A 15,547-nucleotide genomic window follows, 5' to 3' on the forward strand; every position below is an offset into this window, starting at 1 on the left:
CCTACTCTCTAATATCCGTTGCAGTCTATAGCTGCTATTAACTCTGTGCCATTTTCATCATTTGCTCGAAATCCGGAACGGTAGGATTCGCAATGTAATGCCCGCCCTCGACCTGGATGGTCTGTCCGGTAATAAACTTGGATGCATCGGAAGTCAGAAACAGGACGGTATGTCCAATATCATCCGGTTCACCGTGATAAGGCAGCGCGTTATATTTCGCGAACGTCTCGAGCAGCTCCGGAGACATGTTATTCTTAGCTGCCGGCGTCAAAATCAATCCCGGTGCGACCGCATTACAGCGAATGTTATGTTTGCCATACTGGGTGGCGATATACTTCGTCAGATTAACGACTCCAGCCTTCGAGGCACCGTATGCAACCCGAATCGCATCGCTGGCAAAACCAGCCATGGAAGCCGTATTAACGATCGCGCCTCCACCTGCTTGAATCATGTGAGGAATAGCGAATCTGCAGCCCAATAACACGCTCTTAAGGTTCACATTCAACAGCCGATCCCACTCATCCAGATCCACGTTAACGACATCCAAATCCTTCTTCAGATTCGTCAAGCCCACATTGTTGAACAAGGTCGTGATTTTCCCATAGTGCTGCACCGTAAATTCAACCGCTTCCTGAATCGAAGCTCCATCTCCGGCATCAAGAAATACGCCCACCGCATCTCCGCCTTGGGCTTTAATATGCTCTGCCGCTTCTTTTGCCCCATCGGCGTTAAAATCAGCAATGACTACTTTAGCCCCTTCTTTCGCCAATAAATTGGCAGTGGACAATCCTATTCCAGAAGCGCCTCCAGTGATCAGCGCTACCTTGTCGTTCATTTTTGCCATTTTTTCCAGGCTCCTTTCGACACTCATGGTATGAGTAGTATACCTAAAATTTAGATATCTAAATATTTAACGTCTAAATACTAGCAGAATATTTATTCTTATGCAACGGAGAATTTTAAATAGAATGAATTCTGATGGCCAAGCGTCGCAACGAAAAAAAGAGGGCTGCGGCACCCTCTTCCTTACAGGCCTATTTCCCATTTTGCGACGGGCTAATATGATGGACAACGACGCAAAAGGAGGCTCCTCGGATGCACCGGCAGCAGTATCCCGGGCTAACGCTTACGGTGCGTGGTATAATATGCTTAACTGATGAATTAAGAGAATATAGGTGCGTGAACAGATGGAAATAAAGCCGGAACATACAGCCAAAGAAAAAAAGCCGTTATACCTTACCGTATACGATGAACTTTTCAAAAGAATCATGAATGGTACCTTTCCCGCCAAAAGCCAATTGCCAACGGAGCCCGAACTTGCCAAAATGTTCGATGTGAGCAGAATGACGTTAAGGCAAGCACTGGCTCTATTGCAGGATGACGGGCTCGTGAAGAGCTTTCATGGCAAGGGAAACTTTGTTACCGGGTCTCGAATCGAGCAGAGAAGCGTGGGTCTCGAGAAAATCGGAAATCCGGTGTATAAGTGCCATACGGAGGACATTGACCACGTCGATATCCAGTTCAGACTGGATTTGGAGAGTGACTACACCAAGGAAGTCCTGAACAGAAGAGCGACCGCCGTAGTAGCCATTGAACGCTGGTATAAGAGTAAGGGACAAGCGGTGGCTTTCGCGTTTACCTTTATGGCCATTGAGGCTGCATCTGAATTGAACCTGGACCTCCAAAATGAAGAGCAGCTGCTGGACATGCTTGAGAATAAGGTATATGAGCTCGCGAACTCGGCAACGGTGGAGGTCAAACATTCCACGGTGATGAATTCCACGTCTCAGAAATTTGAACTTGATGGCGGCGAGGTATGCGATTTGCTGCTGGAAAGTCTATATGTGAATGAACAGTATCCTATTGTATACAACAAATATTATATTCCTAAAGAATTTAGCCGGATTAAGATCAATGCGACGAAGTAGCCATACCGATATCGACAGAATCTACGAACCGATATCACTTATATAAGACGTTATGTACTTGCAGGGCAGTGGGTCTCCTTAAAGGAGGCCGGCTGCCTTTTTTTCATATGAGCCCAAATGGGAGAGAGTATGCGGCAAGCTTTTCCAAAAAAGATAGGTTGATAAGGCATGAGACGTGTGGTATTTTAATTATGTACTAATTAGACAACTTATTATACAACTATACCAATTTGTAAAAGAGAGGGAGATTTGAGTTGAATACATCTATGCATAAAGAAACGCCGCATATTAAACCTGGAGGCGTCGAAATCGCCGAAACGATTCTTTTGCCGGGGGATCCGCTAAGAGCGAAATTTATTGCAGATAATTATTTGGAAGATGTCGTTCAGTTCAATAACGTGCGCGGCATGCTGGGCTACACGGGCACGTTCAAGGGAAGAAAAATATCCGTGATGGGGACTGGAATGGGAACGCCAAGCATGAGTCTGTACTCATGGGAGCTGATCCATGTTTTCGGCGTGAAGAATCTTATTCGAATCGGTTCCGCAGGGGCCATTCAAGATCATTTGAACCTGTATGACATTGTTTTTGCAATGGGTTCTGCAACCGATTCCAATTATGGACATCAGTACAATCTTCCGGGCCACTATTCGATTACGGCATCGTTCGAGCTGTTGGAAAAAGCCAAGAAGATTGCAGATGCGCAGGGGCAGAAGGTTCATGTCGGCAATGTCCTCTCCAGTGACATTTTCTATAACGCCGATCCAACGGCGCTGAAGAAATGGAGTGAAATGGGAATTCTATGTGCAGAAATGGAATCGGCTGGCCTGTATATGAATGCGGCCCATGCGGGCGTTAACGCATTGTGTATCTTGACGATCAGCGATCATATTTTCAGACAGGAATCCACAACCCCTGAAGAAAGACAGACGGCGTTCACTAAAATGATGGAAATTGCACTCGAGCTTGCTTAATACTTGGGATGTACGAAAGGAAAATGGTAAATGGCTACGATAAGTGAACAACCACAGAATATGACCTCATCCTTTCAGGCGAAAAGAGCCGTGCCCGTAATTCTGCTCTTTTTCGTGTTTGCTTTGATCATTGATAACTCTTTTAAATTGGTTTCAGTAGCAATCGCCAATGATCTGGGCATCTCGACAGCCGCAGTCAGCTTGCAGGCCTCCTTAGCGGGACTTGTGATTGGTATCGGCGCTGTGGTCTATGCCTCTTTGGCCGACTCCATCAGTATCCGAAAGCTGCTGAGTGCGGGGATTATCTTAATCTGTATAGGTTCAATCATCGGGTTTGTATTTCAGCACTCTTATCTCTTCGTTCTGATTGCGCGTATGATTCAGACGGCGGGGCTCGCCTCGGCTGAAACGTTATACGTGATTTATGTGACGAAGCATCTGCCCAAGGAGGAGCAGAAAAAGTTTCTGGGATTCAGTACGAGCAGCTACTCGCTTTCCCTTGTTATCGGTTCCATAACGGGAGGATACGTCTCTACGTATTTAAGTTGGGCGATGTTATTCTTGATCCCGCTGCTCTCCTTGATCCTGCTTCCTTTCATTCTAAAATATTTACCGAAGGAACAATCGCGCAAGAGCCATGTGGATTTCATCGGCCTGCTCCTCATCGCAGCGATTGCGGCGTCGGTCATGCTGTATTTGACGGATTTCAATTGGATCTTTATTGTAATCTTCGCGATTGCCGCAGCGTTATTCCTTGGCTACATCAGCAAGAGTACGAAGTCGTTCATTGGCATCTCCTTTTTTAAAAACAAGCGGTTTGTAGCCGTTCTTGTGATTGCCTTCGTGATTTATTCGGTTCAACTGGGCTATATTTTCATTTTCCCGTTCGTTCTTCAGAAAATGTACGGGCTTCAGCTGGACACGATCTCGCTGCTGCTGATTCCCGGGTATGTAACGGCGGTGCTGGTTGGCGCGCTGTCCGGCAAAATCGCCAAGGTACTGACCAATAAGCAAGCGGTCTCCATTGCGATGTTCATCATTGCGTGCAGCCTGGCTTTGCCCGCCCTTATCGGAGACAGCTCGGTTATTGTATATGTTCTCTCGATGCTGCTATTCTCAGGTTCATTTGCCTTCATGTACGCCCCTATGCTGGATTCATGCATAAGCACAATTCCTGTGGAAAAATCGGGAACGGCGATTGGGTTTTACAATTTGGTGCTGAATGTGGCCGTTTCTATTGGTATTGCTTATACGGCGTCTTTGATGGAGGCTGTATCATTTGGAACGGTGTTGTTTATCCTTTGCCTGATTACACTGCTTGCGCTTGTAATGTACTGGCTGCTTGTAGGCCGACTCACCGAGTCCAAATAAGTAGAGATTGTGTTCACGCTTAAGAAGCTGCTGCGGCAGCTTCTTTTTGTGTTGCCATTGCAGCCTGCTCGATTGAGGTTTGACCTGTTATCTATATCAGACAGCGCCGAGACCACGGTATGAAAAAGGAGGAGCATTCGCAGCCCCTCCCTTCTCTGACTATATCAATTTTAATGTTTTAAGCAAACGCTCAACGATCGCGGCCGTTTCCGCTCTGGTGATGTTTTGACCTGGATGGGCCTGCTGCTGATTACCCTGTATGATTCCATATTGGATGTTCAGTGCTGCTCCATTTCGCGCCCACAGGCTAAATTTCGCTTGATCACGAAATGGCGCTAGCAATTCATTTTGCTGCTCTATACTCAGTGTAGCGTTGTGCATCGTCATATTCATCGCTTTTGAAATCATGACCATAGCTTCCTCACGTGTAATGCTTTGGTCTGGTTTGAATGACTCATCCCCATAACCCTGGATTAACCCGTAAGATACGGCAACCTGAACGGCGTTGGAGAACCAATTCCCGGAATTGACATCAATGAAGTGCATTTCATGATCGGCAAGCCGCAGCCCAAGCGCATGTGTGACAATCGCTGTAAATTCGGCGCGTGTAATGGCCTCATCCAGTACATAGCTGTTCTCGTTCACACCGTTAATAACTAGGCGCGATGCCAGGTCTTCAATGCTTTTCCGTGCCCAATGGGAGGCAATATCGTCAAATGTCTTGCTGTTATGGATGAGCACATAAGTACTGTTCGTCATACTGTTCATGGCAGCAAACCATTTACCATCGACTTGAACGACCTTCGTCGGGACTTGCTTCATTGTGCCATCGGTCATTATCAGCACGCCGGTTGTGATTTGGCCCGGATCCGTTCCGGCTGGTATCGCGATCATTCGCTCTACATAAGCATTGAACTTCTCAATCATAACTTCTTTGCCGTTATGCTCCGCTATAATTTTAAAATCCACCGCAGGAGAGACCAACGGAATGCCGCTGTCTTGTTCAGGTATGAATCTGACTTGATTGGCAGGTACATTAGTGATTTCAACCCGGATTCGAATGTCTTGCAGAGCAACGCCGGGGCCGAATAAATTCGACAGAGACTGAACACGGATCTGCTGGACAGGAAGTCTATAAACGGCATTCTCCGTTTGCACTTCAAGTACCGCTCCCTTGGCCTCCAAACTCATGGCTAACTGCGCGCTCAGCTCGCTGATGACATGACCGGAGTGGTTGGTCACCCGATTTATAAGCACATATCCTGAATCTGCCTGCTGTAGCAGCGCATTGATCTTCGCCTCATCCATTTTCATAACCGTCGTTTTGACTCCATTTACCGTTTGGGTTGTTACTGTAAATATATTTTTCTGCAGCATTCCGTTCACGAGTAGGGCGATACCTTCCTCTTGAGAGCCGGATGGTACCTGCGACGATGCCGGTTGTGTCGGTTGTGTTGGCTGCGGCCCTGGCTCTGGCTGCGGATCAACTGTCGGCGGTATGATCACTGGCGCCCGCATATCAAGAAGCCTTATCTTTCCGGTCGACTGAGTGCTTTCTACGGCGTTACCTGCCACATTATAAATGGATGCTCCATCCGCCGGCACGACTTCAATGGACTCTTGACCGTTCGGGATCCCTACGATATCAAGCATGACTCGAATGACGGTCTCGCCGCCCGTCAAGCTCCCTCCATCTGTTCTCTTCAACGAATGAATGGCAGCGCCAGTTGCGCTTCCGCCATTTCTGTCGAAATTCAGGCGCAAATTGCCTGGAGCCAATGCGCCAGCACCGTGATTATCTGCAAATACGCCTTCGCTAAACGTCACGTCGATATAGGCATTACCCTTGCCTAAAACGTAGCCTGTGAATGTTGGGAGTGTTGTATCAATGAGTACTCCCGCTGTACTGCCTGCGTTGCGAAGCGTCAAGTCCGCATCATTACCGAGCCCGTCCTTGATCGAACCGCCATTCAGCGTCAAGGCTTCGATGGTAATACCGTCGTAGTCATGATCGCCGGATTGCACATTGTAGCGGAACTGCAGCATGTTGGTATTGGACAATGTCCCGCCATTCAAGGGGGCCACACGCTTCACTCCACCGATATCCAGCATGAGCTGCGGCGTTCCGGAAACCGTAATATTCTTACTCATGGTTATCGTAAAATCCAAGGAATCGCCGGATTTATAAGTACCGGCCGATGGTACGTTCACATTTAGAATCGCCGGAGTGGTTGTGCTCACCAATATTCCCGCTGTACTGCCTACGCCATTTAGCGTTAATACTGCATTATTATTGAACGCGTCCTTGATCGAACCGCCATTCAACGTCATAGAACGGATGCTGATCCCGTTCGTATCCTCTTGCCCGGCTTGCACCGTATATCTGAATACCAACGTGTTTGTCCCCGAACCGCTATCATATACAGCCTGAACAGTCGTTGTCCCGATAACCAATGCGATCTGCGGAGTTCCAATCACGGTTACAGGCTCGCTCATCTGCACCGTGAAATCCAGGCTTTGGCCCATACCATATGTTCCATTTGCCGGAACCACTACGCTGACAACAATGGGTGCAACCGTATGGAGCGTATCGATAGAATAATTACCGGAAACAGTAAAGCCATTCCCTGCAATGCCTGCGGCATTCACCACGCCCGTCATGTTTAGCGTGATCACATTACTCGCCGCATAGATGTTATCAATCGGCGTGAACGTCGCCGTCCACGTGACCTCATTGGATGAACTGAGGCTGCTCAGCGTTCCGTTCGAAACCGTCAGATCGGCGAGCGTGAAACCGCTCACCGCTTCCGAAAACGTGATTGTCACCGTTGAGGTCTGACCCAAGGTCAGCGACGAGTTGGAGATCACTATGGTGGCCGTCAGGGGCGTGGAAGTGTCAGCATTTACTACACCGATTGGCTTTATAAACACCAGCCCCGCTATAATGGATAATGATAGAAATAATATACCTATTCGCTTGGCAAAATACATATGAACCCCCCGTGAATGTTTTTCTCATATCAATGACGTATCGTATCCCGCTGTTACAGCATTATTTTCATTGTACATTTACTATTTTCATATAAATAGTGACTGCTGTCATGAATTTGTCATGTGACATATTTGCTTGTCCTTCATCATACAAGCCCACATAAAGAAACAGGAATAAAACCCGGACCAAGAAGCCGGATTTCCATTCCTGTTATTAAATATATCCGTATACAGCGGGGATTTCCTCTATCCGTTTTACTTGCGGTAAATCCACCGCTTCATTCATTTTATTCTAGACTTGTCTACTTAGAGGGCTGCAGTTTACTGTTGAGACCGAGCGTGCGCATTGTTGAAGTATGAATTTCTTGGATAAGCTCCGGATTGTTTAATAGTCTCACGCCATAGGAAGGGATCATTTCCTTTAGTTTCGGTTCCCACGCCTTTAGATGCTGCGGGAAGCATTTTTCGATGATCTCCAGCATGACGGAAACCGCAGTAGAAGCACCCGGAGAAGCACCGAGCAATGCGGCTATGGATCCATCCGCGCTAGTCACCACTTCCGTACCGAATTGAAGCGTTCCTTTACCGCCCGCAACCGTATCCTTGATCACTTGCACACGTTGACCGGCAACAAGCATATCCCAATCCTCGCTTTTGGCATTCGGGATAAACTCCCGCAGCTCTTCCATGCGCTTTTCTTTCGATAACATCACTTGCTGGATCAGATATTTGGTCAGCGAAAGATTTTTAGCTCCTGCCGCAAGCATCGTCAGAACATTATTCGGTTTTACGGAACCTATCAAATCAAATAAGGAACCTGTTTTTAAGAACTTTGGCGAGAAGCCTGCGAACGGTCCAAAAAGAAGCGATTTTTTATTATCGATAAATCGGGTGTCCAGATGCGGAACCGACATTGGAGGCGCACCAACCTTGGCTTTGCCATATACTTTGGCATGATGCTGCGCGACAACTTCCGGATTATTGCAGACCATAAATAGCCCGCTGATCGGGAAGCCTCCGATATGTTTTCCTTCCGGAATACCCGTTTTTTGAAGCAACGGAAGACTTCCTCCTCCTCCGCCGATAAAGACGAATTTAGCCGTATGGCGTTCAACCTTGCCACTGTCGACGTTCCGTATTTTCAATTCCCACGCGCCATCGGTAGTGCGTTTTATATCATCCACACTATGTTTGTAATGGACATCGACGTCTTTACTTGTTAAGTGATTGAACAGCATGCGCGTTAAAGCGCCAAAGTTCACGTCCGTTCCAGAGTCCATTTTAGTTGCCGCTATAGGTTCATTTGAAGTACGGTCCTTCATAATCAGCGGAATCCATTCCTTCAATTTGTCCGGGTTATCGGAAAATTCCATCCCTTGAAACAGAGGATTGCTCGACATCGTTTCAAAACGCTTTTTCAAAAACGAGACATCGCTTTCCCCTTGCACCAAACTCATATGAGACAATGGCATGATAAAGTCTTGCGGATTACGAATCAGATTGCTGTTCACAAGATAAGACCAAAATTGCATTGAATCTTGAAACTGTTCATTCACGCTTATCGCTTTGCTAATATCGATGGATCCGTCAGGTTTTTCGGTTGTGTAGTTAAGCTCGCACAGCGCAGCATGCCCCGTTCCTGCATTATTCCATTCGTTGGAGCTCTCGACGCCTGGGCTTGCCAGCTTCTCAAACACATTAATCTTCCAGTCAGGTACTAATTCTTTCAGCATTGTTCCCAAAGTCGCACTCATGATTCCGGCACCAATTAAAATAACGTCTGTTTCGGTTTGTCTGTTACTCATGTTTACCGTCCTTACACGCTAATATTTGAAGAAAAGATGTAGGCGCTACCATACAAGTCAAAGTACGACCTGGTCACACACCTTTTCTAGATGAATTATAACCTTATCCTAGTATATCACTATTTTATTGAGTATTAAATGATTGTTAAATACCATTTCAAAGCTGATAACATGGCAATGATGATATGCTATTGGAGTTAGGTATGGTTTTCATAAACGCCGCTTTTAGCGGCAGCCCAAAAAAAGGAACCCATGCGTTCTAATAACGCTGAGTTCCTTTCCTTCATACTGCGCGGAAATCCCGCTGCTCTTTATGAAATGTTTTGCCGCCGACCTATCCGAGAAAGCCTTTCTTGAAAACGCCGAGCAAGTACTCGAGCGTCGTCGGATCGCTGTAACTGGACGATTCCGAGTCAACCTCGATGACATGCTTATTTTTGACGGCCGGGATATTGTTCCACGTTGCCGTTTTCATGAACGAATTATCACCCTGAGCGCTTCTGCTTAGCACAAGGAAATCACCGACGTAATCGCCTATCACCTCAGGTGATAGCGTATAATAGCCAGGACCCAAGGCGTCGGCTTTGACCTTCTCCGGCATGTTCAGCCCCATCGCCTGATACAGCACTTCAGTTCCACGCGCCCAGTTATTGCCGAGTACATAGAAGCTCTTGGCGTCCCCCTCGAGAACCGACACGGTCATGTTGTCTCCGTATTTTGCCTTGATCTCCTTACCTACTTCAGCAGTCCGCTGCTTAAAGTCATCAATCCAAGCCTGGGTCTCCTTCTCCTTGTTCAACAGCTTTCCGATTTCCAGCTGCTGATTCAGGTAGTCCAGCTTTCCCCATGTATACGCGACGGTTGGTGCGATCTCTTTGAGCTTGTCTATATTTTTGCTCTCGCTGCCTGTAATGATGAGATCGGGATCCAGCTCAATAATCTTCTCGAGATCCTCTGGCGATACGACCTTAACGCCCGACAGCTTGTCCTTGAACAACGGGTTCTTGTTCGTCCATTCGTCAACACCCACCAGCATACCGTCAAGCGAAAGCACATTCGGCGCATTCGTCAGTGCGACGATTCGTTTCGGATTAGCCGGAACCTCCACAGGGCCGGACTCAGATTGATACGTCTTTGTTCCGGCACTCGCTTCGGACGCAGTGCCGGAGTTCGTTGCAGAGTTGGTCGCTTGGCCCTCACTAGAGGTGGAGGCGGCCTTATTGTCGTTAACAGCTTGGTTTCCGCACGCGCTGATTACGATCATCAGCAGCAGTAATGGGAAGAGTAGCTTTTTGTTCATATTCAATGTTTAATCCCCTTATAATGATAATGATTATCAATCTCATATAAGGGTTACTTTATCTTTTATTTTTCCGGTTGTCAATAGGAAAGGTCTTTTTATCTCTTTCGAAAAAGCGGTTAAAAATAAGATGTAGGAACGGGCCAGAATAACGATATTTGTCGCTGAACACACAAAAAAAATTGGCTCAGTAGTCCTTCACTGGCCAACCTTTATTGACAAGAAAGCATCATCGACGGCAGCTTTTGGGGCGACGCAAGTGCCCTAGCGCAAATCCATGACATGCGTAACCTGATTTCTTCCGTTTTCTTTAGAAGCATACATCGCCTGATCGGCTTTCTGCAGGAGGGTCATATCCGTATCATCCGGGGTAATTGTGGCTATTCCAATACTTACGGTAATATTGCCCGCCTTCCAGTCAGAGGCGGCAATCGCGAGCCGCAAACGTTCCGCAGCTTTCTTGGATTGGGTTCCATCTGCATGGGGTAAAATCAGTACGAATTCTTCCCCGCCAAGCCGCGCTACTACATCCCCGTTACGGGCATGAGAGGACAGGATTTTCCCCAGAGATTCGAGTACGTCATCCCCCGTTAGATGGCCCCAATTGTCATTCACCTGCTTAAAATAATCAATATCAATGACAATAAGAGAGAACGGTTGCTGCGTTTCATTGTAAAGGTTCATCTGCTCATCCAGCTTCTCTTGAAAATAACGCCGGTTCCGCAGTCCGGTCAGTTTATCCGTCATCGATAGTTCTACTAAAGTAGCATTGATCTCCATAAGCTCAGCTTGTTTCCGTTCAATTTCCTTATGTATTTGTTCCAGCTTCACCAGGGCCTGATCCATCTGCCAGTAATCCATATGCTTCTTCGCAGATAAAAGCTCCTGCACATCATCCATGCTTTTTTTCCTATGTATGAGCACGCAATCGATCATTTCCACTCCATCATTCTTAAACCTTCGTCCATTCAATATAAACGGGATCTGCTGCTCATTACTGTCCATTAAACTGATAAGCAGCTCCTCTACTTGACCCGTCAAATGGATCTGTGGATAAAAGTTGGACTGGAAAACAAGCCTGGTTTCTGCAGACATGAGCGATTCAATATGTGTCTGGACCATATCCACATGTGCATAACCCATTAAATCCAGAAAAGTCTGATTCACGTCCCGAATCATGCCTTCATTCGTAATGGATACATATCCACAAGGAGCGTATTTTAGCCGATCGTCCATCTCCGAACATCCTCTTAATGCATATATCATCCGTTTATATTCACTCCAAGATATTCATTTACGCTACGAATGCTTGCGTTGCAAGATGACTTTTGAAGGTAGCGGCATTTACAGTTCCGATTATATCGGATTTTGCTGTGTTCACAGTCTCAACTCTGTCTCAATGTTTGTCGATAGACATTCTAATACAAATTCTAATGAATTCCGATCCGGTTTAGTAGTGAGCATTGTCATGAATTCTGTCATATGACAAACTTGATAAAATTGTAAAATTTTATGACTTATCAATAAGAGGCAGCTTATCCGTTACTTGTAATAGAGTTCTCCTTAACGAGTCTGCCGGCGAAAAATAAATCCGCCAGATCACTCTGGCGGATTATACAGTAGCAAAATAGTCTAAAAATATCGATTGTTCCACGGCAGGCTAATCGGCTTCCAGGGCCGAAAAATGGCCAAATTTGAGGATCGGACGGCCGGACATGTTCACCAAATGAAATATTTTGTACATATGTCTGTGAAGGAAGCCCTCTGAGGGACCATTTTATACAATATGCTTCTGCAGGCCTCTAGAAGCTGGAGTTGGAAATCCGAAAAAATATTTTTATTCCAAATCGTTACGAAAATGGAAATGAAAACGTTATATTTGTATAGACATCAAGACCTTAATTGCATATATCTTCTGAAGTCGGAAGGGATGATGCCATAGGGGGAAGTTCACATGTGGACCTCATTCTACTCGCTGCTGTGATGAGCGTATTTGTCGGACTATTTTCAAGTGCTGCTGCAAGCGCTGAGAAAATTGAGGAAATTGATACATCATTACTGGCGTCTAAAGGTGCTTTAGTCCAAACGAAGGGATCGCTTGTTGGGCAGTCTGTTATTGATTATTTCAAAGCAAACGATGTACCTGTAGATAATAATTCAATTATTGAAATTTTGCCTCTTACCCAAAGTGGCAATTCCCTTACTCAGGATTCTCCATATCACACTGTCCTTAGTGTCACCAATGTAGAAAATGGCGAAGTTCATAAAGATGTCCTCGTTACCTATGCAGATGAAAAGGATGGCTCATTGTCTGTTGTGGATGTGCCGGTTAATTCAAAAGGAGTGCAATCCGGTTCGGGTGAAGTACAACCTTTTGCGGGAACTACAATTGAATTTCCGCCAGACTCTTGGGATAAAAGACTCACAATAAGAGCAACCGCTGTTTATGATACGTATAGCGATGGAATTTATACCTACTATAGCCCATGGGGCGCTTACTTCACTTATACTAAAGGCACTGCTAATAATATAAGTTTCATTTCTGTTGATTACATCTGCGATGGCGCTGTATATTCTAACCCAGGCTTCAAATACCAGAATAGAAGCGCATCACACTCAGTTAAAGTAAGTCAGTCCAACCCTAACGCAAGCACAATGTATTCCAACACTAAATATTTTGAATCCGGGAAGGTACTTCTCCTTTCAGGTTCTCCTTCTGCAGGAAATTCCATAACATTTGAATTTACTGCTGATGGTTCATCTAATAATGGATACACCGTTAAGTTCTAAGTAATAATTTTGGTAATCAGCCTCGATAAGCTCCTTCGGCTATCAACATTGGCTTTCAGCCTTTGAGTGAGCGTCGAGGTTGATTACCTTCTGATTTTTCTTATAATTACATCCAAGTTGACGAGAGGACGAGAGGAAGTGTGTTACTATAATAAGAAAATTCGGATTTCTGCTGTTTGTTGTTGTGGTGGCCTTTAGTTTTGTAGCGTGTAACTCACAAAATCAAGCAAATGCTAAGGAGATAAACGAGTTAAAAAATAATATTGGGCAAACAAAGGAAGTCGTATTTAAGAACTTAAAGCTTGAGGAAGGAAAGGATATTGAGCAGTTCAATGGAAAGGCTGGAATATATGCTTTCAAAAAGCAGCATAGTCTATACGGCGAACCGCTTACCCTTACGCTTATGTTTGATTTAAATAATGACAAATTGTATGGTTTTATGTATGCAAAAGGATTTAAGGATCAAAATCAAGGCGCATATGATCTTACTAAAAAGCTATATACTAATTTGAGTAAGGCTTTTGGTGATCCAACGACAAATCCTGGCGTGTCGGACAGAATTTCAAAAATTCCAGGTTATGAGGATTTACCGAAGAAATCGTCCTATGAGTATTTTGATTCTTGGAAAGTAGATGATGAATTAAATGTTGAATTACGTTTGAATATACTAGGAGATCAGGATAGCAATATCTCCGTCGCATACAAAGTAAACACCTCTCCGGAAGATTGGAACAAGTAAACTTGATGGGAGGAGTTAGTATCGCAGGAAAAGAAGCCCGCCAGTTTCGGGGCTTCTTTTTTTGAAAAAATCAGGTCAATAAAAAATGGCCTCTGTTCGCATCGATCGTGAAGAGGCCGTTTTTCGTTTTTCTTGGCATTGCTCGAGATTGCGCCCTGACCTTGGTGGCCAGCAGGCGCAGACATGGTTTCCTATCTCTGACTTTCTTCCTCCTTTCAACTTTTTAGAATGTGAGGATTGAAAATTAGAAATAATTGCAAAAGAAGACCATATTGAGGGATACTCTGGTGTATAGACAAATTCAATGACAACAGCCCCGCGTCATTTCTCCTTTTAGGCACAATAAAAAAGCACTTTCAAACAAATTACTTCTTCAAATAAGTTATTCCTCCACAATAAACTTTTTACCTAGCAACCACATTCCGCCACTTATGACTAAGAAGTATATAGGCATCGTCACCAAGGAGCCATTATGAAGAGCGCTCATTCCCCATGTCGTTAAGCTAACTAGCAAATAATATCCTAAGCTGAATATCGCACCTGCTGTTCCCACAACATCATGAAAATGGACAAGAGCAAGACTCAGACAGTTAGGTAAAGCAATGCCAGCCCCCATTAACATGATAAACATGGTTATTAAAATACATACGATGACGATGACATTCGGCAAATTAACAAGGCTACTTGCGAATGTTAATAGTAATGCCCCGATTGTCATCACTAGACAACCAATATGAATTATCTTTTCTGTTGCAAAGACGGGCAATAATCTTTTAGAAATCATTGCACCAACAATCGATGCCACGGCCACAATAATACCCAGAAAACCATAGACTCCCGGCGATATATGAAAGTGCTCAATGAACATAAAGGGAGCTTCAGCATAGTAGCTGAATATAATCCCGTTTATGCCGCCGATTAGTAAACCAAACACCAGTACACGTGGTGATAAAAGCATTCTTCTAATAATAGGTAGAATAGTAACCTTTTTCCTTGAGGAAACATCCGTTGTTTCCGGCAGTTTTAAAAAGGCATACATAAACAACAAAATGCTCATCATCACAAGCGTAAAGAAAACAGCTCTAAAGCCTAGCGCTTGGTCAACCCACCCTCCAATAAGTGGGCCTACCGCGGGCGTAAAGGAAATTACAGCGGATATTTGGGCAAACATAGCATGCCGTTTATTTCCTGATACACTTTCACGAAGAATCGTTTGTGTAATGATCGATCCTGTTGCTGCTCCAAATGCTTGTATGAAACGGCTGATGAGGAGCAAACTAATCGATTCAGAGTAAACACACATCAAGCTTCCGATACCGTATACAATAAGCCCACCTAGCATGGCAGGCCTTCGTCCTATACAATCAGAAAACCAACCCCAGCAGAAAACGCCCAATGCAAATCCTATAAAATATATGCTTAACGTTAACTGTACGGAACTATTTGAGACACCAAGCGCGGCAGAAATATCCGGTAATGACGGGGTGTAGATTGTCTCACTAATTTGAGGAAAAGCCACCAGAACAATCATTAATAGTAAAGATGGTGCTGCATATTTCTTCATTTATTTTCGCCCTCCTATGAGCTTATATCACAGAACTAAAAGAATATAAGCTTAGCTAGGGAAATGGGGGCATCATTATGGCAAG

The 15,547-nt window shown here is 45.1% G+C and carries 11 protein-coding genes; 5 read left to right on the plus strand and 6 right to left on the minus strand.

Features of this window, described 5'->3' with window-relative positions; genetic code table 11:
• Positions 1-37 precede the first annotated feature (37 nt).
• On the minus strand, positions 38-844 hold the full coding sequence (locus KJS65_RS20630) for an SDR family NAD(P)-dependent oxidoreductase (protein WP_213651724.1): 807 nt from the start codon (positions 842-844) through the stop codon (positions 38-40).
• A 343-nt stretch (positions 845-1,187) separates the two neighbouring features.
• On the opposite strand from KJS65_RS20630, the gene KJS65_RS20635 reads away from it, so the two are divergent.
• From KJS65_RS20635 to KJS65_RS20645, 3 genes are all read left to right on the plus strand, one after another.
• Positions 1,188-1,928, plus strand: a complete 741-nt coding sequence (locus KJS65_RS20635) for a GntR family transcriptional regulator (RefSeq protein WP_213651725.1) — start codon at positions 1,188-1,190, stop codon at positions 1,926-1,928.
• A gap of 266 nt (positions 1,929-2,194) precedes the next feature.
• Positions 2,195-2,902 (plus strand): purine-nucleoside phosphorylase, encoded by a 708-nt coding sequence (deoD, locus tag KJS65_RS20640; RefSeq protein WP_211147073.1) that lies wholly within the window; start codon positions 2,195-2,197, stop codon positions 2,900-2,902.
• Between the two features lie 60 nt (positions 2,903-2,962).
• Entirely contained in the window at positions 2,963-4,273 is a 1,311-nt protein-coding gene (locus KJS65_RS20645; RefSeq protein WP_374706205.1) for an MFS transporter, read from the plus strand.
• Between the two features lie 159 nt (positions 4,274-4,432).
• On the opposite strand, the gene KJS65_RS20650 is transcribed toward KJS65_RS20645, so the two are convergent.
• The 4 genes from KJS65_RS20650 to KJS65_RS20665 all read right to left on the minus strand — a co-directional run bounded on the left by KJS65_RS20650 (position 4,433) and on the right by KJS65_RS20665 (position 11,605).
• Positions 4,433-7,264, minus strand: a complete 2,832-nt coding sequence (locus tag KJS65_RS20650; RefSeq protein ID WP_213651727.1) for an Ig-like domain-containing protein — start codon at positions 7,262-7,264, stop codon at positions 4,433-4,435.
• A 302-nt stretch (positions 7,265-7,566) separates the two neighbouring features.
• The gene (gene mqo / locus KJS65_RS20655) at positions 7,567-9,069 is read right to left on the minus strand and encodes a malate dehydrogenase (quinone) (RefSeq protein ID WP_213651728.1); all 1,503 of its coding nucleotides are present in this window, start codon (positions 9,067-9,069) and stop codon (positions 7,567-7,569) included.
• A 334-nt stretch (positions 9,070-9,403) separates the two neighbouring features.
• Positions 9,404-10,369 carry an iron-hydroxamate ABC transporter substrate-binding protein gene (locus KJS65_RS20660; protein WP_213651907.1) on the minus strand — a complete coding sequence of 322 codons (966 nt, stop codon included), beginning with the start codon at positions 10,367-10,369 and terminating at the stop codon, positions 9,404-9,406.
• A gap of 264 nt (positions 10,370-10,633) precedes the next feature.
• Positions 10,634-11,605 carry a sensor domain-containing diguanylate cyclase gene (locus KJS65_RS20665; protein WP_213651729.1) on the minus strand — a complete coding sequence of 324 codons (972 nt, stop codon included), beginning with the start codon at positions 11,603-11,605 and terminating at the stop codon, positions 10,634-10,636.
• 720 nt (positions 11,606-12,325) lie between these two features.
• Between KJS65_RS20665 and KJS65_RS20670 the strand changes: the two genes are divergently transcribed.
• Both KJS65_RS20670 and KJS65_RS20675 read left to right on the plus strand, forming a co-directional pair.
• The gene (locus KJS65_RS20670) at positions 12,326-13,159 is read left to right on the plus strand and encodes a hypothetical protein (protein ID WP_213651730.1); all 834 of its coding nucleotides are present in this window, start codon (positions 12,326-12,328) and stop codon (positions 13,157-13,159) included.
• A 184-nt stretch (positions 13,160-13,343) separates the two neighbouring features.
• The gene (locus KJS65_RS20675; protein ID WP_213651731.1) at positions 13,344-13,898 is read left to right on the plus strand and encodes a hypothetical protein; all 555 of its coding nucleotides are present in this window, start codon (positions 13,344-13,346) and stop codon (positions 13,896-13,898) included.
• Between the two features lie 382 nt (positions 13,899-14,280).
• Here the strand turns inward: KJS65_RS20675 and KJS65_RS20680 are convergent, their stop codons facing one another.
• Positions 14,281-15,462: a multidrug effflux MFS transporter gene (locus KJS65_RS20680; RefSeq protein ID WP_213651732.1), complete on the minus strand. Its 1,182-nt coding sequence runs from the start codon at positions 15,460-15,462 to the stop codon at positions 14,281-14,283.
• Positions 15,463-15,547 lie beyond the last annotated feature (85 nt).

The organism is Paenibacillus sp. J23TS9, from assembly GCF_018403225.1.
In the GTDB taxonomy this organism is placed as follows: domain Bacteria; phylum Bacillota; class Bacilli; order Paenibacillales; family Paenibacillaceae; genus Paenibacillus_AQ.

Excerpts from the sequence above, each read along its gene's own strand:
- KJS65_RS20630 (WP_213651724.1), bottom strand. The coding sequence starts at position 844 with ATGGCAAAAATGAACGACAAGGTAGCGCTGATCACTGGAGGCGCTTCT.
- KJS65_RS20635 (WP_213651725.1), top strand. The coding sequence starts at position 1,188 with ATGGAAATAAAGCCGGAACATACAGCCAAAGAAAAAAAGCCGTTATAC.
- deoD (WP_211147073.1), top strand. The coding sequence starts at position 2,195 with ATGCATAAAGAAACGCCGCATATTAAACCTGGAGGCGTCGAAATCGCC.
- KJS65_RS20645 (WP_374706205.1), top strand. The coding sequence starts at position 2,963 with ATGACCTCATCCTTTCAGGCGAAAAGAGCCGTGCCCGTAATTCTGCTC.
- KJS65_RS20650 (WP_213651727.1), bottom strand. The coding sequence starts at position 7,264 with ATGTATTTTGCCAAGCGAATAGGTATATTATTTCTATCATTATCCATT.
- mqo (WP_213651728.1), bottom strand. The coding sequence starts at position 9,069 with ATGAGTAACAGACAAACCGAAACAGACGTTATTTTAATTGGTGCCGGA.
- KJS65_RS20660 (WP_213651907.1), bottom strand. The coding sequence starts at position 10,369 with ATGAACAAAAAGCTACTCTTCCCATTACTGCTGCTGATGATCGTAATC.
- KJS65_RS20665 (WP_213651729.1), bottom strand. The coding sequence starts at position 11,605 with ATGGACGATCGGCTAAAATACGCTCCTTGTGGATATGTATCCATTACG.
- KJS65_RS20680 (WP_213651732.1), bottom strand. The coding sequence starts at position 15,462 with ATGAAGAAATATGCAGCACCATCTTTACTATTAATGATTGTTCTGGTG.